At 69.4% G+C, this 26,819-nt stretch carries 20 protein-coding genes and 1 pseudogene; 7 read left to right on the forward strand and 14 right to left on the reverse strand.

The window, feature by feature from the left end; all coding sequences use genetic code 11:
- A partial coding sequence (locus ND747_RS03625; protein WP_251731781.1) for an APC family permease occupies positions 1-1,784 on the reverse strand: 1,784 nt, incomplete at its 3' end.
- Positions 1,785-2,262: 478 nt separating this feature from the next.
- Here ND747_RS03625 and ND747_RS03630 point away from each other — a divergent pair.
- The 3 genes and pseudogenes from ND747_RS03630 to ND747_RS30000 all read left to right on the forward strand — a co-directional run.
- Entirely contained in the window at positions 2,263-2,478 is a 216-nt protein-coding gene (locus ND747_RS03630; RefSeq protein WP_251731783.1) for a hypothetical protein, read from the forward strand.
- Between the two features lie 309 nt (positions 2,479-2,787).
- Positions 2,788-3,237: a group II truncated hemoglobin gene (locus ND747_RS03635; protein ID WP_374216133.1), complete on the forward strand. Its 450-nt coding sequence runs from the start codon at positions 2,788-2,790 to the stop codon at positions 3,235-3,237.
- A gap of 165 nt (positions 3,238-3,402) precedes the next feature.
- Positions 3,403-3,513, forward strand: a pseudogene (locus ND747_RS30000) (hypothetical protein); the annotation flags it as partial.
- 984 nt (positions 3,514-4,497) lie between these two features.
- Here ND747_RS30000 and ND747_RS03640 read toward each other — a convergent pair.
- Both ND747_RS03640 and ND747_RS03645 read right to left on the reverse strand, forming a co-directional pair.
- Positions 4,498-4,881, reverse strand: coding sequence for a YrdB family protein (locus ND747_RS03640; RefSeq protein WP_308204552.1), 384 nt, complete (start codon positions 4,879-4,881; stop codon positions 4,498-4,500).
- Positions 4,882-4,896: 15 nt separating this feature from the next.
- On the reverse strand, positions 4,897-5,907 hold the full coding sequence (locus ND747_RS03645) for an RNA polymerase subunit sigma-70 (protein WP_251731788.1): 1,011 nt from the start codon (positions 5,905-5,907) through the stop codon (positions 4,897-4,899).
- Positions 5,908-6,138: 231 nt separating this feature from the next.
- On the opposite strand from ND747_RS03645, the gene ND747_RS03650 reads away from it, so the two are divergent.
- Complete coding sequence (locus tag ND747_RS03650; RefSeq protein ID WP_251731790.1) at positions 6,139-6,933, forward strand: SDR family oxidoreductase; 795 nt, start codon at positions 6,139-6,141, stop codon at positions 6,931-6,933.
- Between the two features lie 287 nt (positions 6,934-7,220).
- On the opposite strand, the gene ND747_RS03655 is transcribed toward ND747_RS03650, so the two are convergent.
- Both ND747_RS03655 and ND747_RS03660 read right to left on the reverse strand, forming a co-directional pair.
- On the reverse strand, positions 7,221-9,167 hold the full coding sequence (locus ND747_RS03655; RefSeq protein WP_285899931.1) for a potassium transporter Kup: 1,947 nt from the start codon (positions 9,165-9,167) through the stop codon (positions 7,221-7,223).
- 165 nt (positions 9,168-9,332) lie between these two features.
- On the reverse strand, positions 9,333-11,252 hold the full coding sequence (locus ND747_RS03660; RefSeq protein ID WP_251731841.1) for a heavy metal translocating P-type ATPase: 1,920 nt from the start codon (positions 11,250-11,252) through the stop codon (positions 9,333-9,335).
- Between the two features lie 132 nt (positions 11,253-11,384).
- Between ND747_RS03660 and ND747_RS03665 the strand changes: the two genes are divergently transcribed.
- Positions 11,385-11,741 carry an ArsR/SmtB family transcription factor gene (locus ND747_RS03665; RefSeq protein ID WP_374216134.1) on the forward strand — a complete coding sequence of 119 codons (357 nt, stop codon included), beginning with the start codon at positions 11,385-11,387 and terminating at the stop codon, positions 11,739-11,741.
- Between the two features lie 118 nt (positions 11,742-11,859).
- Entirely contained in the window at positions 11,860-12,342 is a 483-nt protein-coding gene (locus ND747_RS03670) for a hypothetical protein (RefSeq protein WP_251731795.1), read from the forward strand.
- Here ND747_RS03670 and ND747_RS03675 read toward each other — a convergent pair.
- From ND747_RS03675 to ND747_RS03690, 4 genes are all read right to left on the reverse strand, one after another.
- A complete protein-coding gene (locus ND747_RS03675) occupies positions 12,326-12,964 on the reverse strand; it encodes an NAD(P)H-dependent oxidoreductase (protein WP_251731797.1) in 639 nt (212 codons plus the stop codon). The genes ND747_RS03670 and ND747_RS03675 overlap by 17 nt on opposite strands.
- Positions 12,965-13,578: 614 nt before the next feature.
- Entirely contained in the window at positions 13,579-14,556 is a 978-nt protein-coding gene (locus tag ND747_RS03680; RefSeq protein WP_251731800.1) for a hypothetical protein, read from the reverse strand.
- Positions 14,557-14,728: 172 nt separating this feature from the next.
- Positions 14,729-15,373: a response regulator transcription factor gene (locus ND747_RS03685; RefSeq protein WP_251731842.1), complete on the reverse strand. Its 645-nt coding sequence runs from the start codon at positions 15,371-15,373 to the stop codon at positions 14,729-14,731.
- A 50-nt stretch (positions 15,374-15,423) separates the two neighbouring features.
- Positions 15,424-16,779 carry a sensor histidine kinase gene (locus ND747_RS03690; protein ID WP_251731802.1) on the reverse strand — a complete coding sequence of 452 codons (1,356 nt, stop codon included), beginning with the start codon at positions 16,777-16,779 and terminating at the stop codon, positions 15,424-15,426.
- A gap of 406 nt (positions 16,780-17,185) precedes the next feature.
- Here ND747_RS03690 and ND747_RS03695 point away from each other — a divergent pair, with 406 nt between their 5' ends.
- Positions 17,186-19,780, forward strand: a complete 2,595-nt coding sequence (locus ND747_RS03695; RefSeq protein ID WP_251731804.1) for a DUF4062 domain-containing protein — start codon at positions 17,186-17,188, stop codon at positions 19,778-19,780.
- 652 nt (positions 19,781-20,432) lie between these two features.
- Here the strand turns inward: ND747_RS03695 and ND747_RS03700 are convergent.
- From ND747_RS03700 to ND747_RS03720, 5 genes are all read right to left on the reverse strand, one after another.
- Entirely contained in the window at positions 20,433-21,224 is a 792-nt protein-coding gene (locus ND747_RS03700; RefSeq protein ID WP_251731806.1) for a MerR family transcriptional regulator, read from the reverse strand.
- A gap of 12 nt (positions 21,225-21,236) precedes the next feature.
- On the reverse strand, positions 21,237-22,031 hold the full coding sequence (locus ND747_RS03705) for an ABC transporter permease (RefSeq protein ID WP_251731808.1): 795 nt from the start codon (positions 22,029-22,031) through the stop codon (positions 21,237-21,239).
- Positions 22,028-22,984: an ABC transporter ATP-binding protein gene (locus ND747_RS03710; protein WP_251731810.1), complete on the reverse strand. Its 957-nt coding sequence runs from the start codon at positions 22,982-22,984 to the stop codon at positions 22,028-22,030. Before ND747_RS03710 ends, ND747_RS03705 begins: the two co-directional genes overlap by 4 nt.
- 191 nt (positions 22,985-23,175) lie before the next feature.
- Positions 23,176-25,062: a serine/threonine-protein kinase gene (locus tag ND747_RS03715; protein ID WP_308204551.1), complete on the reverse strand. Its 1,887-nt coding sequence runs from the start codon at positions 25,060-25,062 to the stop codon at positions 23,176-23,178.
- Between the two features lie 333 nt (positions 25,063-25,395).
- A complete protein-coding gene (locus tag ND747_RS03720) occupies positions 25,396-26,784 on the reverse strand; it encodes a hypothetical protein (protein WP_251731813.1) in 1,389 nt (462 codons plus the stop codon).
- Positions 26,785-26,819: the final 35 nt, after the last annotated feature.

The raw sequence follows: 26,819 nt of genomic DNA on the forward strand, positions 1-26,819 counted from the left end.
GGCAGCAGCGGCTCCACCAACTCCCACAACTCATCCGGGACCAGCCGCCCGGCGAGGCTGCTCTCCAACACATCCATCACGCAAGACACGCTCTCAGTGCAGTTTTCCAGCTCTTGGTATTCCCTCGATCGAACAATCATCACATGGGAGAATACGCTGGACCAGAGCAGTACGACGCAATCCATGACATAGCGATTCAGGTTCTTGCCGTGGTCGTGAACCCACGCCAGGAACAGCAGCCCGGCAAGATAGCAGGCCAGCCAGAGCGCGACCGAGACCGCTTTCCGGTCCCGGTCTCTCAGGCGGCCGTCCTGCCGCCTGAACTCACGAAAAATCCTGCGGGGCTCCGGATATCCGAACAGTGCCACGCCGACGCAGAGAAGGCCGATGGACAGGGCCAAGATCCCGCTGCCGGCTTCAAAGAGCATGAATGCTGTCGCGACGATGACCGCCCGTGCCGACAGAGCCCACAGGCGACGTCCTGTGGTTTGTGGAGAGCGCGGGTCCCTGCCTATTCTGTACTGTGTGGCGAGCACCACCGCAGGAAAGGCGTACAGCAGCAGTCCCAGTACCCCGCTCACATTGGACAGCACGGACCAGTGCCCCCCGAACAGCAGGATCAGGACAACCCCGAGGACGACGTTGGTGATCAGGACATACAGATAGACAGGGTCGGAGAAGATGTCGCGATGTTTGGCGAGAAAGGGGTGTGTCAGATCCTCCTTCGCGAGGGCGGCGATCTCCACGGGAAGCACGTAGGCGTAGACGAGCCCCACGCCCAGAGGGGCAACCACGGCTGTGACCTCCAGCATGCTATGAAGGGTCTTTTGCAGGAATCCGTCCGTGGTCGACTGGGCTATCTGCTCGTAGGTCAGAGAAGATGTCGCGTAGTTCGAGTTGTAGGCCAGCTGCAACAGAACGTAGATGGCGATGGCGATGACGACAGCGCCGAGGACGCTCAGCCAGATTCGGGCTTTCGCTTTGATGGAACCGTCGTCCCTGACGGCTTCGGCATAGTCCAACGGGCCCTGGAAACCGAGGTAGGAGTATATGACGCTCCCACTGACCAGTGTGGGCCAGAGACCCTTTCCGTGCTGGTTTGAGAGAGAGTGCAGAAATTTGGTCCAGAAGTTGTCCTGGCTCGGGTAGTCGCAATTGGAGGACTCGTCGCCAGTAATGCCTGAATGTCGACTGTACCAGAGAAGGGTTACGGCGATGAAGATGACGGCAAGCACCTTGGCGGCCGTTATCACTGCGGTGAGCCCGACGAACGGACGTTTCGGTATCACGGCCACCATGATCGTAATTGCTACCATGAGGGCGATGGCGACACCATACCCAGACCAGTACCTCAACACCTGATCTTTACCGTTGACGCAGCCGATGGAAGAATCCCAAAGCGCCAGGGTCGCCGCGGTCGCCTCGCTGGCCAGGTTGATCAGATAATAGATCCAGAGCGTGACGGCGACGACCACTGCTACCATCGGCCCGCAGTAGCTCAGTGGGTGGAGAATGAGCCCGCCGGTCTTCGGTTCGTCGGCGCCAAGTTTCGCCATCACGGCGGCGAACGCCAGCATGGCGACGCCGCCCACGATCCAGGAGTCGATAGCCGTGCTGTTGCTGCCCGCCTCCACGCGAGCGTGCGCGGGCGCAAGGAGCCATCCGGAGCCGATCACGCCGCCGGCAGCCAAACCGAACAGCAAAAAGAGCCCCAGCCAGCGGTTCGAGTCTGGCCGGGGCCGGTCCGGCCGTTCCTTGACAGGACGGAAGTTCCCGAAAATCATCGTGCTTCCCCCGTAGCAGCGACAGTTGCAGGCAGATCGTACGGTCTTTCGAAGCGGACACTGTGAGGTTCTGTCCGGCCCGTCCCGATAGGGGGAGCATGACCCACCGGCACTGCCCACGGGTGTGACCGGGCCGGCTTCCTTGGCAAAACAGCGACTGGAGTATCGGGGCGTGCGGTAAGACGCCGGTAGCGCGAGCGCGGCGGCACCTCTCATGACCTGCGCTCGGCTGGTGGGGGTCCCGCAGGGGTGGCTGGTGCCGAGGCGGCCGGGACGTCGGAGTTCGGGGCCACGGGGCTGGTAGGTGGCGAGGATGCGGTACCAGCGCGGTGCCGAACGATGTCGGCCACAGGGCCGACAGTGGCGGTGCTGGTACCGGTCTCATACCGTTGGCCGAGCCCGCGGCAGCGAGGGAACTCGGCCGGGCATCGACGGCCTTCTACACGACCGTCCCGGCTACCTTCGCAACGTCGGACGGATGGGCTTTGGCGAGGCCGCCATCACCGATCGCAATGATGCGTTCGTCGATGGCGTCACGGTGTGGGGCAGCCTGGAGTCCATCGTGGCGCGGGTCGCCGAGTATCACGCGGCAGGCGCCGACCAGGTGGTGCTCGGCCTGCACCTGCCCGCAGGCGCCGCCCCTGGACGGGAGGCCGCCTGGCAGGCACGCCTCACGCAGGCACTGCTGCCCTGAACGCAGGGGCGCTGCTGCCCTGAGCGCAAGGGACGGAGTGGGGGAGAGGCGCTGCACCCGGCGCAGGTCTCGCTGAATGCCAGGAGAAAGCCCTACTACTGCCACGTCGCGAGAGTGCGGTCAGGGCGGCGGTGGACCGCAGCTGCGGGATCAGGATTGCTGACGTGGTCGAGAGCTCACCCTCGGCCGTCTCGGCAAACGAGACCAGATGCCGGGCGGTGCACCCTGCGACGCACTCGTCGTCGAGGTCTGGCACAGTGAAAATGCGGGCGTCCAAGCGTCCCGGCGCCCAGGTCTCGGGAGGTCATGGTGGGTTCCTCGCTCTACTCCGAGGTCGGCGGTCTTGACGGCCTGCGGCAGTTGTCCGCGGCGTTCTACGAGCGCGTGCTCGCGGACGAACTGCTCGCCCCCGTGTTCGCGCATTTCACCCCGACCCACCTTGATCATGTGGCCGTCTGGCTGGCAGAGGTGTTCGGTGGCCCAGCCGACTTCTCGGCGCATCTCGGCGGGCATCAGGCGCTCCTGCGCAGCCACCTCGGGCTCGGCATCCGCGACGAGCACCGGCAACGCTGGCTGGACCTGATGGCGGACGCGATCGGCGAGGTGCTCCCTGGCCAGCCGGAACTGGCCGCGACACTCATGGACTATTTCGACTGGGGCACCGCAATCGCTCAACAGGTCTCGCAGGACCCCGCCGAAACCGATCTGGGCGACCCCGGACCCACCCCACGCTGGGGACACCAGGGACTCGTGCACTGACCCCGTCGCCGTCGCGGTGAGGAGCTCGCCGAGTTCCCGCGTGCGCTCCACGTCGAGCTTCCACGCTGGTCAAGCTTCCGCGCTGATGCGGAGTGCGGAACATCCGTCTGATCGAAAGGCCCTGCGGTCAGCGGGCCGGGGCACGCGGCAACGCCCGGGTCTGCTCCAGATGGCGGAGAGCTGGCCTACACCGCGTTCTCCGGCACCCACCAGGACGCGATCAGCAACGGGCTGGCCTACCACGAGTCGCGGGCGCACACGCTGGGGGTGCCGGCCGGCTTCTTTCGGGTGGCGCAGGTCACGGCGGACGAGAGCGCATCCCGTACGTGGACCGCATACCTGACACCGGGAACGCGTCCCGCTCATGTCCGATCTGATAGCGGGCGGTGATTGCCGGGCCGACAACCAAGATCGGCCCTTTTTGGGTCTCCGGATGAGGGACGACCGTCCTGCCCTCTTCGGTCGGCTACGCGCTGTCCTTGTTCGACGTGGCGAGCTGCCAGCAGGTATACATCCTCATCGCCAGTGGCGGTCCGCCCCACTACTTCCGCGGCGAGGTCACGATCACCGTGATCTTCGTATAGCTCAATAATCAACGCGAAGCCATCTGGGCCGGCAGTAGAATGAGCTTGTTCCAATCCTCCTTCCCTGGATGGACAGATGAACGCTGTGGCTTATGTGATTTCCTGGGTACGGGACCGCTGGGCGGCGCGGGCTGAGCGCCGGGACGGGCGTGACCGCGGCCGGTGGCTGGCTCGCTCATCCTGGTCCGATAGTCCCGCCAGACCAGGCAGGCGCTCACCCCGTCGGCCAGAGTCCTGACCGCATGGCCCTCTGATCCTGGGCGGGGTTCTCGGGTCTGTAGGAGTCATCCCTGGACTCCTGCAGACCACTTTGCCTCGGTCGGGCATTGCTTCGTGTCGCACCCCGACTTCTGTCCGCCCGGTGGGGGTGCTACGCGCGGGCGCCAGCGGCCCGCCTGCCTCCGGCCTGGCCACTATCGGGACGCACGTAGGGCGCCTGCTCGTCAAGATCGAGGCACGGGGCCCTGCGCGGCTGGTGATCGCCGTTTATGGGAACGGGCTGTTCAGGGCCGGCGGGCTTCCCGCTGGCCGTGCGCGAGTGGGACCTGCGGCGCGATTCTGGCAAGGCATCAGGCTGAACATCGGGCTTCGTCCGTTGCTACCTGCTCGCCGAAGACAGCTACTTGGCCGAAGGGCGTTGCGGAACCCGGCCGTCGGCCGGAGGCGGGTGGGCCGGTCAGCCGTTCTGCTGGTGCCAGTGGTGGACGAGGAGCAGGTTGACGATCGTCGGCACGGCGAGTGCGAGGGAGAGCTTCTGCCGGTCGGACACCCCGAGGGCGACCACGCCGACGGCGAACCATGCGGCCTGGAACGCGGGGAGTGTGCCACCGTGCCGGGGCACGGTGGCACACGGAGCGCCGAACAGCGACCAGAGAACGGCCATGACGACAACGCAGCCGAGCGCCGAGCCCGTCTTCAGCCATCGACCAGCGCTCACGGTCTGGTAGCCCCACAGGCCCACCGCCACGTAGACGGCGAGCTCTAGCAGGAATGCCGCCGCAAGATCGATGCGTTCGGCAGCTTGAGTACGGGACTCTCCCTCGTTTCTCTGCGTCCTGATTCGATGGGTCGGTGCTCAGTCGAGGGTTCGAGGCAGGCCGAGATACGGGGCGGTGGCCGTCTCGAATCGGGTGATCTCGCAGACCAGGTTACCGGCGAGTGCGACCACGATGATGCCTGCGAGGTGCAGGCCGCCAGTGACGGGATCGCGGAGGTACTCGCCCCACGCATGCTGGCCGTTCGCGCGTACGGGCACCATCCGGTCGATTTGCTGGACACGGCTGTGGATCACGGTGAAGAACCGGCGGATCGCCTCGTGACCGCGGTACTCGAACGGCAGGGGCGGCATCCGGACCCAGGCGTCGTCGGTCATCAGCGCTACCAGCGCGTCCACGTCGAGTTCGGTGAAGGCGGCGACGAAACGGTTGAGGAGCGCGCGTTCCACTGGGCTGCCCGGATCCGGCGGTGGCGGACCCGGTGAGCGGGCCGCGTTCATCGTGGCGCGGGCGCGACGAAGTGCGCTGGTGACCGCGTCCTCGGTGAGTCCGAGCAGGCCAGCGGTCTCGCTCGCGCGGTAGCCGAGCACGTCGCGCAGGAGCAGGACGGCCCGTTGGTTCGGCGGCAGCAGTTGGACGGCGGTGACGAACGCGAGCGAGATCGCCTCGCGGGATTCGTACCGGGCCTCGGGCCCCGGGGCCTGGTCGGGCAGCCCTTTCAGGAGGGTGTCCGGATACGGCTGCAGCCACGTGACCTCACCCAGACGGCTCGGCTCCGGTGGCGGGGCGGCCAGCGTCGATGCCGTCGTCGGCCGGCGCGTGGACGAACGCAGCTGGTTGAGGCATCGGTTGGTGGCGATCCGGTAGAGCCAGGTCCGCACGGACGCCCGTCCTTCGAAGCCGGACAGCCCGAGCCACGCCGACAGCAGTGTCTCCTGCACTGCGTCCTGCGCGTCCTGGAACGAGCCGAGCATCCGGTAGCAGTGCATCCCCAGCTCGGCGCGGTAGGGCTCGACGAGATCGGCGAACGCGTCGTGGTAGCCGCCGCGGGCCCGCTGGAGCAGTTCCGCCGGCTCCGCGTCCTTCGACATCGACTCCTTCGGCATCGGGTCCCCTCCATGTCGGTCGTCTCTCCACCTACTGACACCGGGCACGGGCGGAACTGGTCGCTGCCAGCCCGCCCAGTTTTCGGCGAGCGTCGGGTCTGTCCAAGCGAACGCATCCATACCGGCCGCGACCCCCATACCGGCCGCGACCCCCATGGCGCCCGCCGCCCCAGGACGCCCGCAAGGGCTGCTCCACACAGAGGAGGACGAATCGTGATGAACGACTCCAGTGACGTGATGAACGACTCCAGTGACCTGTCCGCCCGGACCACACTCGTGGTCGGGGCAAGCCGAGGTCTGGGACGCGGCATCGCCGAGGCCTTCGCCGGAGCCGGTGCCCCCGTCGTCGCGGTCGCCCGAACCAGTGCGGCGCTCGCCGAACTGGCTGCCACCAACACGCGCATCCAGACGATGGTCGCCGACGCGACCGACGCAGCCGCCCCGGGGAACCTCTTTGACCGCTACGAGCCGGCGATCGTCGTTCTGGTGGCCGGCGCCACGCCGCCGATGCGTCCGCTGCACCACCAGACCTGGGAGACGTTCTCGGTGAACTGGCACACCGACGTGCGGATCGCGTTCCACTGGCTCCGGGAGTCGCTGCTCCGGCCGCTCCGCCCCGGCTCCAGGGTGATCGTGATCAGCAGCGGCGCCGCGCTGGCTGGTTCCCCGCTCAGCGGCGGATACGCCGGTGCCAAAGCGACCCAGCGCCGGATCACCGGTTACGCGCGCGACGAAGCGGACCGCGCCGGGCTCGGCATCACCTTCACCGCCGTGCTTCCCCGGCTCACGCCCCGAACCGACCTCGGTCGGCCTGCGGTCCACGCTTACGCAGAGCGCGCCGGCCAGGCCGAGGACGACTACGTCCTTGGGCTGGGCGCGCCCCTGACGCCTGAGATCGCCGGGGCGGCGTTGGTCGACCTGGCCCGAGCCGACGCGGTCACCGTCGCGCCCGACTATCTGCTCACCGCCGAGGGTCTGCGAGAACTGCCTCGGACCGATGCGCCCGGCTGAGGCCCGGACCGCGGCCACCTTCGGCTGCCAGCGGCGTGACACCAATGCCCGCGGATGACGGTCTTCTGGCTGGACTGAGCTGGCAGGTCAGGTGGGCTGGCGCGCGCCCGAGGGGGCTGCGGGCGCCGGTGGGAGCCGAGTGACCAGGGCCCGGGCCGGCCCTGCGCCGGTGTGAAGTCGTTTGCGGAGTGTGTCGGCGGAGATGGGCGGAACGACGGAGACGGTAATACGGGAAGGCGACGATGCGAGCTCTGATCACTGCAAGCTCTGATCACTCTTCGTCGTCGCTATACCTCGATATGTGAGCCCATGATGACGGTACGGTCACGTGGAAGGCCGAAATGTTCGGCGGCGTCGGCGGTGATGTAGGAGGTCGCGATGAACAGGCGTTTGCGCCACCCTGCCATGGTCGGCGCCGTCCCGCTCCGAAGCTCGATCTTGGACAGGAAGTAGGACGCCCGGTCCAGGTTCAGCTGCCGTCCTTCGACGATGGCCGGGTTGATCGTTCTGAGGGCGTCGAGCACGTTGGGTGTCTCCATGTAGCCGAACCGTGTGGTGATGTGGCTGATGCCGTCGTCGGTGTAGCCCAGCTCGTCCAGAGTGATCCGGTCGTTCGCCGGCACGCGAGGCACCGGCACGGTCTGCACCGACACGATCAGGACCAGGTCGTGGCGCACGTGGTTGTGCTCGACGTTGGCCCGCAGCGCCAGCGGCGCGGTCCGCTTGCCGCGGTTGAGGAACACGGCAGTGCCCGGCACCCGGACCGTGGACGGCGCGTTCACGCGAAGCTGCTCGACGAAATCGTGCAACGACCCCTCGCTCTGTTCCCGCCGCGCGGTGACGATCTGTCGCCCCCGCTGCCAGGTGATCATGATGGTGAATGCCGTCAGCGCGATGAGCAGTGGAAGCCACGCGCCGTGGACGAGTTTGGTCAGGTTGGCCGCGAGGAACAGAAGATCGACCACCAGCAGCATGCTCACGCCCAGGCCGAGCAGCCACCGCGGTGTGTGCCATCTCCGCCGGGCGATGTAGAAGAACAACAGGGTGGTGATGGTGATCGTCCCCGTCACTGCCATGCCGAACGCGAACGCCAGGGCCGCCGAGCTGCGGAACGCGAAGACGAGCGTGAGCACCGAGACCATCAGCAGCCAGTTGATCCACGGGACGTAGATCTGCCCGATCATGGACTCGGAGGTGTGGGCGACCCGCAGCCGAGGCAGGTAGCCGAGCTCTGCGGCCTGCGACGCGACCGAGTACGCCCCGGTGATCACCGCCTGGGAGGCGATCACGGTCGCGGCGGTGGCCAGCAGGACGAGCGGCAGCCGTGCCCAGCCGGGGGCGAGCAGGAAGAACGGACCGCTGATGGTGTCCGGGGCGTCGAGGATCAGTGCACCCTGGCCGAGGTAGCTGAGCACGCACGCTGGGAACACCAGGAGCAGCCAGGCACGGCTGATCGCCGGCCGGCCGAAGTGTCCCATGTCGGCGTACAGCGCCTCAGCACCGGTGACGGCGAGCACGACCGCCGCCAGGGCGAAGAACGCGGTGCCGAAATGATGCACCAGGAAACTCGCGGCGTAGGTCGGCGACAACGCCTCAAGGATGGCCGGGTGCCCGACGACGCCGGTCACTCCGAGCGCGCCGATGGTCACGAACCACACGATCATCACGGGTCCGAACACCCCGCCGACCGTGGCGGTGCCGAACCGCTGCGCGAGAAACAGCAGCACGATGATTACCGCGGTGGCCGGCACGACCAACTCCTCCAGTGACGGTTCCACGATCTTGATGCCTTCGACCGCGGACAGTACGGAGATCGCCGGAGTGATCATGCTGTCGCCGAAGAACAGTGCCGCCCCGAAGATGCCCAGCCCTGCCAGCACCGCGGCGGTCCGGCCACCGTGCCCTGTTCCCCACCGGCGCAGCAGGGTGATCAGCGCCATGATGCCGCCCTCGCCCTCGTTGTCGGCGCGCATGGCCAGCAGCACGTAGGTGACCGTGACGATGATCGTGACGGACCAGAACACCAGGGAGACCACGCCGAACACGTTGGCCGTGCTGACCGGGACGGGATGCGGGTCGCTCGGGTTGAACACCGTCTGCAGGGTGTAGATCGGGCTGGTCCCGATGTCCCCGAACACCACGCCGAGCGCGCCGACGACCAGTGCCAGCCGCGCCGCGTCGCGCCCTGCCGGGTGATGGGCCCCCGGCGACGGCGTTGGCCCTGGCTCCGGCATCGTCAGCTGCTGCTCCGTCACGCCCGTCCTTCCTGGGTGCTGGCCGCGGCGCGGTTGGAGGCCGGGTACCGCGCCCAGACGGTACCGCCTGTCAGCGCGCGACTCCCGGACCGAGGACGTCACACCGGCAGGGCGCTGCAGGTCGGAGCGTGCGCCCATCACTGATCATCTATGTTGGTCGTGGTCCTTGCCGGTGGGCTCGGTGCGGCTGGCGCGGTGCCAGGCCTGGGGTCGCAGGAGGCGTAGGCCGTTGAGGCCGACGATGATGGTGGAGCCTTCGTGTCCGGCGACGCCGAGTGGGAGTGGGAGGGTGGCGAACAGGTCCCAGGCGGCGAGGGCGGCGATGAAGGTCGCGGCGATCGCGAGGTTGGCGAGGACGAGGCGGCGGGCGCGGCGGGCAAGGGCGATCAGGGCGGGCACGGTAGCGAGTTCGTCGCGTGTGATCACGGCATCGGCGGTGTCGAGTGCGAGGTCGGAGCCTGCACGGCCCATCGCGATGCCCACGTGGGCCGCGGCCAGGGCGGGCGCGTCGTTGACTCCGTCCCCGACGACGACCAGCCGGCTGCCGGTGGCTTCCAGGCCGTGCACGGCGTCGACCTTGTCTTCGGGCAGGAGACCGGCACGGACGTCACTGATGCCGAGATCGGTGGCGAGCCGGGTGGCGACGCGAGGGTTGTCGCCGGTGAGCAGGACGGGTTGGTTGCCGATCAGCGCGGTGAGTCGTGCGATCGTGTCCGCGGCGTCGGGGCGGGTTTGGTCGGTCAGGGACAGGACGGCGGCGGGGGTTCCGTCGATGCGGACGACCACGGTGGTGTAGCCGGCGTCTTGCGTGGCGGTGGCGAGGCTCGCCGCGAGGTCGTGCTGGCTGTCGGCGGACAGGATCTGGGCAGGGCTGCCGATGTCGACGAGCTTCCCGTTCACCCGGGCGGTGACTCCCCTTCCCGGCCGGGAGGTGAAGCCCTCGACGGCGTGCGGGGTGAGGCCCCGGTCGCGGGCGGCGGTGACGATCGCGCGGGCGAGTGGGTGCTCGGACGGGTTTTCGGCGGCGGCAGCGTAGGCCAGCATGTCGTTTTCCGAGGTGGTCCCGAGGACGTGGACGTGGGCGAGTCGGGGACTGCCGTCGGTCAGGGTGCCCGTCTTGTCGAAGGCGACGTGGGTCGCGGTAGCGAGATGTTCGAGCACGACGGTGGATTTGACGAGGACGCCGTGCCGGCCGGCGGTGGCGATCGCGGACAGCAGCGGGGGCATCGTCGCGAGGACCACGGCGCAGGGCGAGGCGACAATCATGAAGGTCATCGCGCGGAGCAGGGTGGGACGCAGATCGGCGCCGAGTAGCAGGGGAACGACGAACAGGGCTAGGGTCGCGGTGACCATGCCGAGGGAGTACCGCTGTTCGACCTTTTCGATCAGCAGCTGGGTGCGGGCTTTGGTCGCGCTGGCCTGCTGGACCATGGTGACGATGCGGGCGATCAGCGTGTCGCCGGCGGGGCGGGTGATACGCACCTGTAGCGCCCCGGTGCCGTTGACGGTGCCAGCGAACACGCGGTCCCCGGTCCGCTTGTCGACCGGGAGTGGCTCACCGGTGATGCTGGCCTGATCGACCTCGCTGGCGCCCTCGACCACGTCGCCGTCGCCGCCGATCCGCTCGCCGGGCCGGACCATGATCACATCGCCGGCTCGCAACACGGCGGCAGGGACGACTTCCTCGCCAACGCTGGTGATCCGGGTGGCGCGTTCGGGCGCGAGGTCGAGCAGGCCGCGGATCGAGTCCTCGGTGCGTCTGGTCGCGAGCGCCTCCAACGCCCCCGAGGTAGAGAAGATCACGATCAGGAGGGCGCCGTCGAGGACCTGACCGATGGCTGCTGCCCCGATCGCCGCGGCGACCATCAGCAGGTCGACGTCCACAGTCCGGTTCCGCAACGCCCGTAGCCCGGCGAGGCCGGATTCGGTGCCACCGGCGATGTAGCAGCCCAGGTACAGCGACCACCCCAGCTGCGCCGGACCGCCAGCCAGGTGGGCGACGAGACCCAGGGCGAACAGTGCGGTCGCGGCGGTCGCCGTACGCACCTCCGACAGCGACCACATCCCGGTTCGCCGCGTGGGCGCCGGAACGGGCTGCACGGGAGCGGTGGTGTCCACAGGAACGGTCACGCTGGAAGCGTATATGCGTATGCATGAAGGTACGCAGCTGGATGGGTGGTGGGTTACCCTGAGATCATGCACACGTCGCTGCCGGAGTTCGACATGCCGACCGAGGAGCAGGTGCATCTGGCCGCGGAGACGTTTCGGATGCTGGCCGACCCGACCCGGATCAGGGTGCTGTGGGCGCTGTTGCAGGGCGAGTCGTCGGTCGCGTGCCTCGCCGAGCTCGCCGGGGCCGCACCGACCGCGGTCAGCCAGCATCTGGCGAAGCTCCGGCTGGCCGGTCTGGTCAAGGGCCGCCGCGAGGGCACCTTCGTCTATTACTCCGCCGCCGACGAGCACGTCCGTCGCCTGCTGGGGCAGGCCCTGTTCCATGCCGACCACATCGACCGCGACCTCCCCAACGAACCCGCTGCCGCCGTCCCCTCGTAGCACGTGGGTGCGAACGGCTCGCGGTATCGGCCGCTATGGCTCCGGAAGATCTCGGGTGGCGAGAGAGGCGAGGTAAAGGGCCCGGTCGTGGGTGGTGTGCCGAGTCCAGGTGACGGCTATGGTGCGTCGCCCGGGTGAACAGCCGGCGGGCGCCCACCTGGCCGCGGCGAATGCCGGCAGGACAACGGATCCGCGGCTGGCGGTCGCGCGGCATGCCATCGTCGGCGGCACCCCGGCCTGTCGCAGGTTCGTCAACGACGATGTCCTCGCCGGCCCCGGTGACTTCGACGACTGGGTCCTGCGGACGGTCCTCAACCCGGGCAGCCCGCAGTTCCGGGAGGCCCGCTACCTGCTCGACGAGGAGGCCGGCGTCCGCGATGCGGCGATGTACCACTCGGTGCTCGCCGCTGTCGCCGGTGGTTCCAACACTCGCGGCGGCATCTCAGGACCCGCGCTCGGCTGGTGGCTGGTGGCTGGTGGCTGGTGGCGTGGTGGTCAGGACGTCGACGAGGTCGTTGACGAGTTCGGGATCAAGGGGCTGGTGGGCGCCGAGGATTACCGGAAGCCGGATCCGTGCGTCGGCTTTATCGCGTGGCGGTGAGGGCGGCTTGTCGCCGGAGGATGCCGGGAACCAGTTCGCCGGCGGCGCGTGCGGTTTCCAGGGCTGCCGACCACCAGGCGAGGTCGTCGAGCATGACGTCGGCGGAGGCGTTCGTGATCGGGTCGACCGGCTGCCCCTGCGCGTCGAACGCGTTGGTCACCATGGAGATGGTGACGTTGTTGCGGATAGGCACGGCTTCGGTCTCGATGAAGACCTGCGCCAGGTGCTCGATCGCGCGGATGCCGCCGCCGGGTCCGCCGGCGTAGCCGACGCAGGCGACCGGCTTGTTCCGGAAGCCGAACGAGGCGAACACACTGTCGATCGCGTTCTTCAGACCCCCCGGAATACTGTGGTTGTACTCGGGTGTGACGACGAGGTAGGCGTCAGCCTCCTTGATCTTGGTGTTCCACGCCTTCACGACCGGGTCGGAGTAGGTGGGGTCGTTGCGGTCGCCGATGGTGCCGAAGTGCTCGGCGAAAATGGGCAGCGGCCAGTCCCGCAGGTCGACGATCTCGGCATCGAACGCCTTGTGTTCCGTTGTCTTCCTGACAAGCCAGGGGATGATGAGGTCCGCGGCGCGGGTGGGGCGCGTGCTCCCGATGATGACAAGCAGTTTCGACACAGATGCTCCTTCGCGTGGTCCTGCGTCAGGGGAACGATCTCGAGCGGTGCGGCGCCCGGAGGCGAGGACCGTGTGTCGAATCCTGCCAGCGGCCCCCCCACCCACCCACGACATCCACGGACCGGGCGGTCGCGGGTCCCGTGTCCCGTGTGACACCGCCGCCCCTCAACCATGCCACGCATCACAGGAACCATTCCCCGGCGAGTGCTTTCTCAAGGAACGGAACCTGTACGCGGTCGGACAGTCCCTACCGCGCCGCCTGCGCGACCGAGCCGGAGCGGCGGACGTCCAGTTCGCGCTGACCGTCACGGCTGGTGCTGATGATCAAGGGTGTTGTGCTTTTCGGCGGGCGGCTGTGCGACCAGGGCCCGGGCTGACCCGCACCGGCATGAAGCCGTTTGCGGGACGAATCCCTGCACCCGCTGACGAGAACCCTTCATGTGGTGGTGCGGTTCATGACGGGGGTGTGCGGGTCTGTCGGCTGAGCTTCGTCGCCCCGCATGGGCAGTAGGTCCGGTGTGCTGCCTGGCGGGTTTGCGCGGCGTACCGGCATCGGAGAACCTGTCGTCCGCGTACGGCTGGCTGGCGGCCGTCGGCCTACCCGGGTTTCCCGATCACAGGCCGCCTCTGAGGCCGTCGAGGAGAACGGACGCGGAGTGGGCCGCGGCGCTCACGTTCGCCGCGACGTGGACGAGCAGAGCCAGCGTCAGTACCGCCGTCAGGACACCGAAGACGCGCGTCACCCGGGTTGCCCTCCGGTCGACCGAGACCCTTTTCCACAACAACACGCTGACGGTGAACAGAACGACCGCCAGGACCGCGGCGATCACGGCCATCACCACGTGGTAGCGAGCGAAGTCGGCCGTCATCACGTGCAGGGCCGGCACGGTCTGTGCTCCCGAGGGGGAGTCGGCCAGCTGTCGTGTGGCCTGGCCCAGCGCGTCGGCCAGCGCCGGGTCGGTCCCGCCCTCCGACAGCATGGGCAGCAGCGAGGACAGCGGCGCCGCCGCGCCCTGGATGTTCGCCATCACCGCGGCCAGCGCGAGCAGGGCGAGCAGCGGCGTGAAAACGCCGGCCGACGCGAGCCCGGCCCGCCTCGCCGCGCCACCGGCGGTCAGGAAGTTCTTCCAGAGCGCGATGGTCAGCATGAGGAGGACCGCCAGCAGAAGCACGGAGATCAGGCCCTTGACCAGGTGGAACCGGTACCAGTAGTCGACGACCCGCGCGAGGTGCGGGGAAAGCTGTCGGCTGTCGGAATGCCAGTACTCGACGAACCCGCTGTGCACGTCGGCGATGAGCTGGTGGTGGTTGACGAGGTCGCCGTCGGAGCGACCGGCGGCCAGCCGACCCGGGGCGAGGACGAAGGCGCCGACGAGAGCGGCGGCGCACAGAGCGAGTGCCAGGAGTCCGCGGCCTGAAACGCCCGCCGGGCCGGCGGAACTGCGCTGCGGGTCGAACCGGCTCGCTGCGCGGCGGTGGCGGCGGGACGGCGTGCGGCCCGGCTGCTCATGGGCGTTCAGGGTCCGGTCGGCGCCGCCCGCGGACCGTTGCGGACTCGTGCGCGGACCCGTGGCGGGTGAGGGCGTGAGCATGGTCTACACGGTGTCGCGGGCACATCGCCTGGTCACCGGAGTGGACCGGACAAAGAAGGTGTGGCAGGCCCTACCCGGTCAGCCGGACCCGTCGTGCGGGAAGGGCCGCGCCACCGGTCACCGTCCGGCACACCGCTCGCCGTCCGGCACACAGCCCGGCTGGTGCTCGCCGTCAGGCGCGGAGATAGGCGAGGACGGCGAGCACGCGACGGTGCTGGGCGTCGTCGGGTGGCAGGCCGAGCTTGGTGAAGATGTTGCCGATGTGCTTTTCGACCGCGCTGGCGGACAGCACCAGTTGCCGGGCGATGGCCGTGTTCGAGTGGCCCTCGGCCATCAGCGCCAGCAGCTCCCGCTCCCGCGGAGTCAGCGACGCCAACGCCCGGCCACCGCGCCTGCCGTCCAGCAGGCGCACGATGACCTGCGGGTCGAGCACCGTCGCGCCGCCGGCGACCCGCTCCAGTGCGTCCAGGAACTCCCCGATCCGGCCGACCCGGTCCTTGAGCAGATAGCCGATCCCGCCCGAGCCGTCCGCGAGCAGGTCAGCCGCGTAGGAGGTCTCGACGTACTGGCTGAGCACCAGCACCGGCGAGCCGGGCAGGCGCGAGCGGACCTCGATCGCCGCTCGCAGACCCTCGTCCGTATGCGTCGGCGGCATCCGGACGTCGACGACCGAGACGTCCGGTCGGTGTCGCAGCACCGCGTCGACCAGGGCCTGGGCGTCACCGACCGCGGCCACGACCTGATGGCCCTCCTCGGCGAGCAGCCGGATCAGGCCCTCCCGCAACAGCACGGCGTCGTCGGCCACGACGATCCTCAGCCCGCCCTCGGGTACGGGTCCGGGTGGTCCGGGCGTCTCATCGGCGGCCGTCAGGGACACGGTAGTTCCGCGGTGATCGTCGTCGGGCCGCCGGGCGGACTGGTCAGTTGGAGCTGGCCGCCGATGGCATGCACCCGGTCCCGCAGCCCGCGCAGCCCGTGGCCCTTGTCGAACGCGGCGCCGCCGACCCCGTCGTCGCTCACCCGGATCCGCAGCAGCGCGGCCTCGTGGCGCAGGCCGATCACGCACCGGCCGGCCCGGCTGTGCTTGGCCACGTTGGTCAGGGCCTCGGAGACGACGAAGTACGCGGCCGTCTCGACGGACGCCTCCGGCCGGTGGCTCAGGAGACCCGCATCGAGCTGGGCGGGAACCGTCGAGCGCATGGCCAGCTCGTCGAGCGCTGCCCGCAGGCCGCGATCGACCAGGATCGGTGGGGCGATGCCCCGGGACAGGGCTCGTAGCTCCTCCAACGCCTCCTCGGCCTGGATCAGGGCGTCGGCGAGTGCCTCCCGCGTGGTCTCGGGCCTGCGGTCGAGATGGCGCTGCGCGCGGCCGAGCTCCATCGCCAGCCGGACCAGGCGCTGCTGCGGCCCGTCATGGATGTCGCGCTCGAGCCGGCGCAGCGCCACCGCCTCGGCGGTCAGGGCGGCGACGGTCTGAGCCCGGGCTGCGTCGCGCTCCTGCTCCAACCCGCGGATTCTGCGCTGCCGCGGGGAGGCGTCCGACAGCAGCGTCCGTCCGAGACCCGCCTGCATGGCGACGCACGCCCTGGTCAGCAGTGGCAGCATCAGTATCAGCACCAGCCCGATCACGGTGCCGAAGATCATCCGTATGGTCGGTGAGGTCAGGCCCAGGCTCACGTCGACGTGGTACGGACCGCTGCCCGTACTCAGCGTCATCGGCGGTGGTGTCCCGGCCGCCGTGCCCCAGTTACGTACCGCGGTCGTCGCGGTGCCGAAGCCGACGAACCACCACAGCGCCGTGATCACGGCGGTGACCAGGGTGATGGGCGGCATGATCACCGCGTGCGCCAGGCTGGACCACAACCGGGGGTTCGACGCGCCGGAGCCGCTGCCCGGCCCCGGCTGTGGCGCCTGCCGTCCTGACCGGGCCAGTCGCTCCGGGCCGGGTACCGACGCGCGGACCCGGTCGATCCGCCACCACTCCAGATCGGCGGACCAGTACACCGGCGCCACGACACCGGCCGCGACCGGTGCCCTTCCGGCGACCCGGCCCAGCATCCCCACGCACAGACCGCCGAGCACGACCAGCAGGCCCGCGACCGCGCTGACCGGACCCGTCAGCAGGTACAGCGATTCCGCCAGCGTGCGACGCCCCACCCGGACAACGGGACCGGCGCCTGGAAAGGGCCGGTTCCAGGCCACGGTGGACGACGAGCCGGCCATACCTCCAGCCTAACGGCGGCCTTTCGCCATGAGGTGTGCTCGCGCAGGGCCGGCGCTGTCCGGTCCGGGACGTGCCCGCTGGAGGGCTCGCCCGGTCAGGCGGTCCGGGGACGGGCGGACCTCTGTCTGCCCGCCCGCTGACCATCACCGCACGCCCCCCGCCGCGCCGGTTGCGGCGCACCCCGGCGATCCGATGACCTCGTGGACAGTCCTCCTCGGCGAGGACCGACCTCGGCAAAGGTGCCGAGGTCGGAGGCGGTCGTCGACGAGTTCGACATTTTTTACGGACCAGGCGCCACGAGACCGAGGCGGATGACCGCAGGTTCGGCGTTGTTGAGCTTCTCCGGCCTCGTGCGGTATTTTTCCAGATGTGCGGGGGAACAGCGAGTACCAACCCGGACTCCGGGTGTTCGTCAGCCACACGTCGGAACTGAACAGCTATCCGGCGGAGCGGACATATGTGCGGGCGGCGACCGACGCCGTACGCCGCGCGGATCATCATGCCGTATTCATGGATGACTTTCCGGCCGTCAGTGCCCGGCCGGCACTGTACTGCCAGGAACAGGTCCGCAGCTGCCAGGTGTATCTCGCGATTATCGGATTCCGGTACGGATCGCTGGTCCAGGAAGATCCAACCGGTGCGGAGGTTCCGCCGTGGCCCGACCCCCCGGACCCGGACCCGGACCCGCGACCAGTGTCGCCTGGCCCGCCGCTGCCGCTGCCGCTGCCGCTGCCGCCGCAGGCCGAGCCGGCCAGAAAACCAGCGCCGGCCAGGAAACCGGCAGTGCCGCCGATTTCCGCCCGGGTGTCGTATACGGAGCTTGAGTATCTCACCGCGGTCGAGCTCGACCTGCCCCGCCTGGTGTTCCTGCTCGACGAGGACACGCCGATTCCCCGTCGTCTCACCGACGTCGACCTCACGGACGTCGACGCCTTCAGGCGTCGGTTGTCCTCCACCGATCTCGTCGTCCGCACCTTTCGTTCCGCTGACGACCTGGAGGCGCAGATCACCCGAGCGCTGGCGGGGCTCGCCTGGTTCGGAAAGGGCGAGCCGGCACCGCTGCCCGACCTGCTCGGTGATGACCCGTTGCCGCCCGGCCCGGCCACGTCGGCCAGGGCCGACATCGCGGAGCGGGGGCGGGACACGGCCGGCGCGAGCAGTGCAGTCGGCGCGAGCAGTGCAGTCGGCGCGAGTGCTGCTGCCGGCGTGGACGGTACTGCCGGCATAAACGACGCGATTGACGCGGGGAGTGTGGTCGGTGCCGGTCCGCCGGATGGATCAGGGCACGGGCGGCGCACCAGGTGGCGGCGTCGGCGCAGTGTTCTCGCCGCCGTGATCGCCGCCGCGCTTGTTGCCGGCACGGCCGGCGCGGTGCTCGGCGCGGGGATCTGGCGCCCCGCAACCGCGCAGACCTGCCGGGCCCCGACTCCACTGACTCGGCTGGTCGAGGCGGAGACCTGGGCGGGCCAGCAGGACGGGCAGTGCACCGGCTTCAGCGACGGCGCGTACACGTTCGGCACCGCCTCGCCCGAGCTCGTTGCCCTGCTGCAGACGATCGGCCGACAGAACGCAGCCGCCGCCGGCCACAGCGGTCTGTACACGGTGGTGGTCGCGGCTCCGCTGACCGCGATGTCGGCGCCGTCCGGCAGCGCCGAGGACTCGCCGACGACCTCCGGCCAGGGCGGCCTGAACGAGCTTCGCGGCGCGCAGCTTGCTCAGGCTGCGGTCAACGCCGCCGCGGATGCGCCCGGTGCCCGGTCCAGCATCCACATTCGGCTCCTGGTCGCCAACGTTGGCTGGCACTCGAACGGGGCGGAGACCCTCGCCCGGCACATCGACACGGCCGCCCGCGCCGACCCGGGCCTCGCTGGCGTGCTCGGCCTGTTCCAGAGCACGGACTCGGCCCGTCGGGCGGTGGCTCTGCTCAGCGGGACAACCAAGGTGCCCATCGTGTCGTCGACCGCCTCCGACGACGTGTTCACCCAGCCGGTCGGGAAACCGGGGCAGCAGCACCGGCCATACGACTGGTACTTCCGGGTGGGGCCGACCAACCGGCGGGAGGCAGCCGTCATCGCCGGGGCGATTCCGAAGATCATGGCCGAGCAGAACCGCGGTGGTGACCCGGTCCGGCCGCTGGTGGTCGGTGGCGGCGGCATTGGCCGCGACGCTCAGGGAAACGCCGACTACTACAGCGACAACCTTGCCCGGGACGTCGTCAGCGAGCTGCGTCGGCTGCCGCACGTGACCGCTCCCATCGTCGTCTCCGTTCCGGACCCGGCGCAGGCCGCCTCCGCTGCTCCCGGCGACGGTGGCCCGACCGTGGTGGGCGTGCTCGGCCACGCCCTCAGCGCCCAGTGCGCTGGACGGCCGGCGCCGAACCTGCTCGTCTACACCGGCCGGACGACCAACGTGAACCAGCTGTTGGTGGCGTTGGCCGGGTCCGCCTGCGGACGGTCGGACCCACGGATGCCGATCATTGCTGGTGACGACGCAATGGAGCTGGAGACCGACCCGGGGGAGATCGCTTCCGGCGTCCTGGGCGGCCACGCGCTGTATTTCGCCGATTTCGGGCTCGCCCAGCCGGGCGACCTGCCGGCGTCCTACCTGGAGCAGGCTCGGGAGGACCGGACGGTGCCCGACGCGTGGGCGGCGCAGCTGCGCGGCACGCCGCAGCGGCTGATCTCCGGGCACACGATCGTTGCGTTCGACGCGATGTCGGTGCTGGCTCGGGCGATCAGCAGCGCCGGGCTGAACACGTCGCAGTCCAGCCACCAGCTGCGGTCGGACATCCAGGTTCGGCTCAGCACCATCTGCGGTGACCGCGCCCTTGCCGGCGCGAACGGCTGGATCAGCTTCGACCGGTACGGCGACTCGCCGAACGCACCTGTCGTGCTGCGCCTGTTCCATCCTGCCGAGGGGACGGTGACCACCGTCGACACCGGTGTGCCCGCCATGCTGCGCCGACCCACCTCCGACACCCCCAACTGCACCGTCCTGTGACCGACCTCCCGTCTGCCGGCACAGGCCACGACTCACGCCCACCGGCCGCACCCAGGCCGGTGGGAATCCCTGCCCCGCCGTTTTCTGCGGTCTCTGTTACTCGGGATCCTCGGCGTTGACGATTCTTGTCGCCCCGGCGTCGCTCAGGTCGTAGTGCAGGAAGTCATGATAGAACTTCGTCGTTTCCTGGACGATGTTCAGATCGGTGCAAAGATCCGGTTTCAGGGTCCTGGTCGCCCACTGGATCGGCAGGTATCCCTCGACGCCACACCTGTCCAGAGGAAGACGCCGGTCGGGTTGGCGGCCACGTCGAACCCGGTCGTCGCAGGCCGGGAAATCAGCAGTGAGAAAATCTGGATGTCAAGAGAAGTGCGCGCGGCCTCCCCGTAGCAGATGCGGGGTTGCTGTCTGGTTCCGGCGGCCGCCCTCCTTCGCGATGGCTGCTTTTTGTGATGGCGGAGAAGCTGCCTGTCGCTGCTCTCGTATGTGGTTGACTTCCGTTTGTGGCAACCTGGATGCAGGTGTGTGACGTCCAGGGCGAAAGGTACATATTGAACTGTGGTCCGCAGTGCTCTGCGGTCAGGACCACTGAAGCGGCCGGTGCCAGAGGAAAGAGTTTCTCTGGCACCGGCCGTCCGGCAGGGCGACCTTGTCAGGCTCGGCCGACAGCAGCCGCCCGCTGGGGCGTGGGGATGCGTTCGAGTTTGGTCCATCCGCGCCAGCCGCGTTCCTCCAGAAGTTCCAGGAGTCGAGGGGCGATCCGCATCGAGGTCAGGAAGACGGCGTCGAGCAGCTGCGCGAGCTCGTCGGGCATCGCGTCCTGGTAGCCCTCAGACCCCTCGGCGTCAGCCTCGATGAGGGCGACGAGCTGGTCGCTCAGGGCCGCGACGCGTGGGTCGTCCGGCTCCCAGTCCGGAGCGTGGACCAGATCGCGGTAGAACTGGAGGGTCGCCGGGTCATCGAGTTGCTGCTGCTTGGCCCTCATGTAGAAGGGCATGTGCTCCGGGAGCTGGGCGGCGACCAGAATCCAGGCGTCCCGCTCGCCTTCGACCATCCGGTCCGGTAGTCCGAGCGCGCGCATCCGGTCGAGGTAGGCCACCACCTCCGGTGGCAGGGCCAGGCTGTCCCCGGCTGCCAGCTGTGCGATCCGCTCACGGTGCCGCTGAAGCTGCCTGATCTCCGCCCGCAGGCGCCGGTCGATGTCGGCCACGGCCGCGCTGAACTCCTGCTCGCCCGCGGCCAACAGCTCGCGCACGCGCGCGAGTGGCACACCGGCCTCGGCGAGTGTGCGGATCCGGACGAGCTCGACGACGGCATGGGCGTCGTAGCGCCGGTAACCGGAATGGTCGCGCTCCGGTTCGGGCAGGAGGCCCTTGGCGTGGTAGTGCCGCACCGCGCGCACGGTGACGCCAGCGTACGACGCCAGCTGGCTGATCGTGAGCACCGTGCCAGTCTCCTATTTCGCGGGCACGCGCAGGAACAGCCGGCGCGACCAGAGGTAGCCGAGCAGCGCGATCAGGGCGGCCCAGCCGATGGCGAACCACAGGTCGGAGTCCGTCCGCGTGCCCGTCACGAGTGCACGAAGAGTATTGATCATCGGGGTGAACGGCTGGTACTCGGCGAACTGGCGCAGCCCGGCCGGCATCGCGTCGGTCGGCACGAAGCTGCTGCTGACGAACGGCAGGATCATCAGGAACAGCGGCGTGTTGCTGGCCGTCTCGACGCTGTCCGCCGCCAGGCCCATGCCGACGGTCAGCCAGGTGAGCGCGAACGCGATCAGCATCAGCAGCCCGATTGCGCCGAGCCAGCCGAGCGGACCGGCGTCGCTGCGGAACCCGAGTCCGAACGCGACCGCCGCCACGATCACCACGGCGAATCCGGTCCTGATGACGGCGCCCAGCACGTGGCCGGTGAGCACCGACAGTCGGGCGATGTTCATCGTGCGAAACCGGGCGATGATCCCGGTGGTCATGTCGGTCGCGGTCGAGATCGCGGTGCCGAGCGCGACACTGGCCACGGTCAGAAACAGGATGCCCGGCGTGATGAACACAAGGTAGTCCCCGCGGTCTCCGCCGCCGGCCTGGCCCGGCAGGCCGGCACCGAGAGTCCCGCCGAACACGTACACGAACAGCAGCAGGAACAGGATCGGCTGCGCGACCAGCATGATCGAGAGCGAGGGATAGCGGCGGACGTGCAGGAGGTTGCGCTTCAGCATGGTCGCCGAGTCACGGGCGATGTAGGTGGTGCTCACGCCGGGACGTCCTCGGCTGCGGGCGCCTCGGCCGCGCGGCCGGTGAGCGCGAGGAAGACGTCGTCAAGGTCGGCGGCCCCGACCGTCAGGCCGGCCACGCCGTCGTCGTCGAGGTCGTGGAGCACGCGGCGCAGCCCGGCGATGCTGCCGTCGCTGGGCATCTGCAGGGTGAGCGTCTCGACGTCGGTGGAGGCCTGCGGGTGCGCCGCGGCCGCGGCGAACAACCCCGCAGCATCGGTGAACTGCACCGACACGTGCCCGCCAGGCACCCGCCGCTTCAGTTCGGCGGCCGTGCCCTCGGCGACCAGGCGCCCCCGGTCGAGGACTCCGATCCGGTCGGCCAGCTGGTCGGCCTCCTCGAGGTACTGCGTGGTGAGCAGCACCGTCACGCCGTCGGCGATCTGCTCGCGCACGATCCCCCACAGTTGTCGACGGCTGCGCGGGTCGAGACCGGCCGTCGGCTCGTCCAGGAAGATCAGCCGGGGTCGGGTGATGAGCGTCATCGCCAGGTCGAGGCGCCGTTTCATGCCGCCCGAGTAGGTCTGTGCCCGCCGGTCGGCCGCGTCCACGAGGTCGAAGCGTGCCAGCAGCACGGTCACGGCGGTGGTCGCGGTAACCCGGTCCAGGTGTGCCAGGTCGGCCATCAGCCGCAGGTTCTCGCGGCCGGTGAGCAGTTCGTCGATCGCCGAGAACTGCCCGGTGACACCGATCGCGGCGCGCACTCCGGCAGGCTCGCGTCGCACGTCGAAGCCGGCGACGCGGACCTCGCCGTCACCCGGGGCCAGCAGGGTGGAGAGGATGTTGACGATGGTCGTCTTGCCGGCGCCGTTGGGTCCCAAAAGCGCATAGACGGTGCCTGCCGGAACGGTCAGGTCGACGCCGGCCAGCACGGTGTGGTCGCCATAGGACTTGGTGAGGCCCGACACCTCGATCGCGGGTCTGGTAGCGGTCATGCCGCCATGCTGGAACCCTGACCCAGGGTCAAGGTCAAGCCCCGGTTGCTCCCGCTCGGCCGAGGGCGGCGGCGCGGTGGAACTCGGCGTCGGGCCGTTTCGACAGCCCGCTCGAAGACTTTTCCCGACGACGGTACGGAGCTGATCACCTCTGCCATGCGGAGGTCTTCCCAGTCCCGGGATCGCCTCGCTCAGCGGATCCGCCACAGTCGCACGGTGTGGTCCTGGCTGCCGGAGGCGAGGGTGTGTCCGTCGGGGGAGAAGGCCACCGACAGCACCGGGTCGGTGTGGCCGGTGAGGGGTTGGCCGAGGGGGGTGGGGTGGGTGCGGTCGGCCACGTTCCACAGTCGCACCGTGTGGTCCTGGCTGCCGGAGGCGAGGGTGTGTCCGTCGGGGGAGAAGGCCACCGACAGCACCAGGTCGGTGTGGCCGGTGAGGGGTTGGCCGAGGGGGGTGGGGTGGAGGCGGTCGGCCACGTTCCACAGGCGCACCGTGTGGTCGGCACCGGCGGAGGCGAGGGTCCGTCCGTCGGGGGAGAACGCCACCGACAACACCCAGTTGGTGTGTCCGGTCAGAGGCCGGCCCAGTGGAACGAGGCGGGTGGGATGGGTGCGATCGGTCATGTCCCACAGCCGCACCGTGTGATCGGCGCCCCCGGAAACGGCCGTCCGTCCGTCCGAGGTGAACGCCGCCGACAAGATCAAGGCGGTGGGACCGGCCAGCGGCTGACCGAGCGAGGTGGGGTAGACGCGGTCGGTCACATCCCACCGCCGCACTGTGTTGTCGGCGTCGGCGTCGATGAGGGTGTGCCCATCCCGCGAGAACGCCACCTGGGTGATCCAGTTGGTGGAGCCGGTCAGGGGCTGGCCGAGCGGGACGGGACGGGACGGGACAGCGACGGCAGTGGCCGACCCCGACCGCATGGCTGCCGCGATGGCCAGCGTGACCGCCACGAGGGCGGCGACGGTCACGGCAGCGAGTGGGGCGGCGATCCAGGGGCGGCGAAGCCGGCGGCGCCAGGGCAGGGCATGGGCCGCTGGCATCCCCGCGACCTGGGCGGCACCGGCGCTGGCCATCACGGTTGGCCGCCCGCTCGCAACGGGGTGCGGGGCCGGCCGAGGGATGGCCGGGACACCGTCAACGTTCCCGGCGTCGGCCGGATGAGGCCCGGGGCCGGCCGCTGCGGCTGCGGGCGCCATCGAGATGCGACGGGCTGGATGGTCGGCGGCGGCGCGGATGTCGTCGTCAAGCCGCAGCCCGATCCCCGTCCGGGCGGTCCAACCCTGGCCGTAGACCAGGGCGGCGGCGCTGGCCAGGTCGAGGGCGAAGGCGTGGGCGGACGGCGGCCGGTCGACGGGGTCCTTGGCGAGCGCCTGCAGGACCACCGTCGCGAGGACGGTGGGTATCCCGGCGAGCGGGGCGGGCGGCGTGGTGAGGTGCTGCTCCCACAGCGCGTGCATCGACGGAGCCGCGGCGAACGGCGGCCGGCCGGTCAGCAGCTGGTAGAGGACGCACCCGAGGGCGTACAGGTCGGTGGCCGGGCCCAGCCGACCTGCCTGAATCTGTTCCGGGGCCATGTAGGCGGCGGTGCCGACCACCTGGCTGGCGGTGGCTCCGGATCCGTCGACGATTTTCGCGATCCCGAAATCATTGACTTTCAGCAGGCCTGCTGCGTCGAACAGAATGTTGTCGGGTTTGATGTCGCGGTGCAGCACCCCACGGGCATGCGCGCAGGACAACGCCGCGCTCACCGCCAGACCCACCGCGCACGCCTCCTGCGGCGACATCCCCTTCCGGTGCCGGGCCGTCAGCGTTCCGCCGTCCAGGAGCTCCATGACGATCAGCTGCAGGTCGCCGGTCTCGACAAGGTCATAGACCCGAACCACATGCGGATGGTCCAGGCTGGCCAGCAGCCGTGCCTCGACAGTGAACTCGGCCGCCGCCCCGTCATGGCCGGCAGCGAGAATCTTGATCGCCACCGGACGGTCAAGTCCGCGGTGCCGGCCGGCGAGCACCAACCCGAACGTGCCCGAACCGAGTTCACCACCCAGCTCGTAACCAGGCAGCGCCGCAGCCACTCGCCCCTCGTTGACAATCATGACAAAGCGCCTGCGCGACCAAGGGTGGTGACTGCCGCAAAACCGTCCGGTGCGCTCGACACGATGCGTTATTCTAATGCCGTCCTGTCTGCCGGTCCTCGGTGGAGCGCGAGGCGGAGCGGCACTCGGGCCTGTATCGCATGGCGAAGCGGGAACCCGTTCGTCCGGCTTCGCCAGCCTCGCCCGCTGGCTCCTGGCCGGCGGCGAGATGTTCTTCCCTGACCGCGATGCGCGGAGCCCTCACGCGAGGATGAGCGGCGGCAGGTCGGCGTTCGTTCATGGGCTGCCGATTGTCTACGGGCTGCCGATTGTCTACGGGCTGCCGATCGTCCAGAGCTGGAATGTGATCGGGGGGACCTGGATCGGTCCCACCGTGACGGGTGGCAGGTGCACGGTGGGGAGGCAGATCGGTGGGAACGGCCTGGTCAGGTCCAGCGCGGGATGGTAGACAGCCGTGGCGGTCGTCGGTGCGCTGGCGATCCGCGGGCCGAACTCGATCGTGGCGGTCGCCGCCGCGGTGTCGGTGATCGCGCCGGCGGCGACGTCCGTGCAGGTCGTGACGTAGGTGGCCGTGCAGGTCATGCGTGCGGACGGGGCCAGGTGCGTGTCCGGGCAGCGCACCGGGCTGATACCGGGCTGGGGATCGAGCACCGCGATGTTCGTGAGCGAGTTGAAGGTGCCGGTGTTGGTGACCAGGTACTGGTAGGTCAGGGTGTCCCCGGCCCCGCGGAACGTCGCCGGGGCGACGGACTTCACCACCGTCAGCCCGGAGGTGCCGAACTTCGTCACGAAGACGGACTGGACCGCCGAGCGGAGGATCTCCCCGCCGGGGGCGATGCCGGTGACGTCGGCGTCGTTGGTGATCGCACCACGGGCGACGTCCTGCTCGGTCGTCACGTAGTGGGCGGCGCAGGTGATCCGGGCACCCGGGGCGAGGGTGCTGGTGGGGCAGAGAACCGGTGACAGGCCGGGATGGAGGTCACGCACGGTCACGTCGGTGAGGGTGACATCGGTGGTGTTGACGATCTCGTAGCTGTAGTCGATGCGCTGGCCCGCCGCGGTGAACCGCTGTTGCGGGGAGCTCTTCGTCAGGAGGATGTCCTCCTCGAACGGCGACCGCGTTGCGGTGGCCGACACCCATTCCGAGGAGACCGCCGGGCCCGACGGGGGCTGGCCGGTCGCCTGCCCCGTGCCGACCACCCTGTTGACGAGGAAGTCGCGGCCTGAGGCGGTGTAGGGGGCCGTGCAGGCCATCGTCGCGCCCGGGTCGAGCGTGCTCTGTGGGCAGGTCGTGAACAGGCCGTACCACAACGTGAAGCTGCTGACCCGAACGTTGGTGAGCGGCACCGTTCCCGTGTTGGTGACCGCGAACGTGAAGGTCAGCGCTGTGCGGTTGGTGGTGAAGACGGTGGGGGAGACGCTCGCGGTGAGCGTGATCGACGCGGCCTCCGCTGCCTCCATAGCCCTCACTGTTCCCGGAACCTGACCTGTTCCCGGCACCTGAGCTGCCCCCGAAACCCCGGTGAACGTCGGAGTGGATGCCACTGTGGGTGCCGCGGTTGCGGTCGTGCCGGCCACGACGAGTGCACCGAGGGCGAAGGACAGGGCGAGCAGAGCTCGGCCGGCCGTCCGGCGGGCCGCACGGCGCCGGGCGGCACGTTGCCGGCTGACCGCAACGGGTGAGAACAGAGCGGACACCATGCACTCCTCGAGCCGGTTTCGGGCTCGGCTCCAGT

This window comes from Frankia sp. R82 (genome assembly GCF_023716925.1).
Classification (GTDB): Bacteria; Actinomycetota; Actinomycetes; order Frankiales; family Frankiaceae; genus Frankia.